The organism is Neisseria sp. P0021.S005, from assembly GCF_051956955.1.
Window position 1 is genome coordinate 1 of the sequence record NZ_JBQCWY010000583.1, and the last position, 1939, is coordinate 1939.

Consider the following 1939-nt stretch of genomic DNA (forward strand, 5'->3'; position numbering starts at 1 on the left):
TTGTCCACAGCGGTTTTCAGTGCAGGCAGGTTGCCGGCGGGGCAGACCAATTCTGGAATTTTCTGCATTTTGTGTTCCTCGTCTTGATGATAACCTCTATCGGGTTAATCAATATTTTGTAGAATTCCGAATATTTTATGGATTAATGACACAAGATATGCTGACTTAAATCAAATCGAAAAATTCAGGTTGACGTAGACATATTGTTTACAAAATCTTAACAGACGTTGTTTTTTATATATTTCATGTGCTTAAAAATTTTGATGACGGATTTTGTTTCAAAATCGGCTTATGTTTTTAACTATCGCATTTATTAATTTTTACAATAATGGCGATAGAAAAATGAAAAAAGGCCGTCTGAAAATCTGGTTTCAGACGGCCTTTCGCTTTAAAGGGATAAATTTAAGAGGAACCCAAGCGTTTATCGGGTCGGGTAAACACAAAAATAAACAGCGAGGTTAACGCGCCCAAAGTATCGGCAAGCATGTCTTTTTGCGCGTCCCAAATATCGCCTTGAGAACCCAAGAACTCCAGTCCGGCCTCTCCGCCGTCGATAACGGCATATTGCCATTCGATGATTTCATAGGCGGCAGCCACACTCATAATGAAGAACAGTGAGAAAAATAAGGCCAACGGCAGGTTGCACAGCTTGCGGCGCAGCAGCCACTCAGCCATTGGATAGGCGTAGAAGCCGATGATGTAATGGGCAATACGGTCGTAATGATTGCGGTTTTCGCCCAAAATCGGTTCAAAAAAGCGGTTGATGGATTCAAACGGTACATCGGCAAAAGTGTAGTATGCACCGATGGAATGCATAATCAGCCAAAAACTCATGAATAAGTAGGCCAAGTTGCTGAAGCGGAAAATGCGGTAAGTGGCAACCAGGAGGAAGAATACGGATGCTACGGGGATGATTTCGGCGTACCAGACTGCACGGTCATGAGGATTAATGCCTGACCAAACAATAAGGGCGAAGATAATTGCAGCAAGAAAAATGGGAAAGATTGGAGAGGGTTTATTCATGTTGTGTGTATGTAATAACAATGGTTACGTATTGTATAACGAATCGGCAGGGCTGGAAGTTTCGAGTATTCAAGGCCGTCTGAAAATAACTTTCAGACGGCCTGAAGTTTAGCCGTTCCAGAAATAACGGGTAATGTGGAAAAACACGGGTGCGGCAAAACAAATCGAATCCACGCGGTCAAGCATGCCGCCGTGGCCGCGTATCATATTGCCCCAGTCTTTGACGCCGTAATCGCGTTTGATAGCAGACATAACCAGGCCGCCAAAGAAACCCATCAGGCAGACGATAAAGCCGATAACGGCCGCTTGGCCGTGGGAGAACGGCGTAATCGGCGCCATTAGCGCGGCAATGGCTGTGGCCGACAGAATACCGCCGACAGTGCCGGAAATGGTTTTTGACGGCGAAAGCGAAGGCATGATTTTTGCACCGCCAATCAGTTTGCCCCAAACGTATTGCAATACATCCGATACTTGCACCACGCCAATCAGGAAGATTAGCAACAGAATATTGTTGCTATTATCGAAGCCGTCCAAGTCTAGAAACATCAGCGCCGGAACATGGGACAGACAGAAGATGCAAATCATCGCCATCCATTGCGTTTTGGCGGCGCGTTCCAAAAAATGCGCGGTTTGGCCGCTGAGGCTGGCAATAATCGGCAGTATCAAAAAGCCGTAAACCGGAATAAAAATGCTGAACATGCCGTACCAGCCGTCATAGACGAAATAGTATTGCACCGGCAGCAACAGGTAAAAGCAGACCACCATGCTGTAATAGTCGCTGCGGCGGCGATAGACGAGGGTCATAAACTCGCGCAGTGCGGCAAATGAAATCAGGAAAAACAGTATAACCGTCCCGATTTTGCCGAACCAAAACGCGCCCAGCAACACCAGCGTCATCAGCCACCATGCGTAAATA

General features: G+C 46.2%; 2 protein-coding genes. Both read right to left on the bottom strand.

Annotated features, from left to right (window positions below; genetic code table 11):
• Positions 1–402: 402 nt before the first annotated feature.
• Positions 403–1023: a DUF2238 domain-containing protein gene (locus tag ACTHUE_RS17140; protein WP_070712237.1), complete on the bottom strand. Its 621-nt coding sequence runs from the start codon at positions 1021–1023 to the stop codon at positions 403–405.
• A gap of 108 nt (positions 1024–1131) precedes the next feature.
• The coding region (locus ACTHUE_RS17145) for a phosphatidate cytidylyltransferase (RefSeq protein ID WP_440424048.1) at positions 1132–1939 on the bottom strand (808 nt) is incomplete at its 5' end.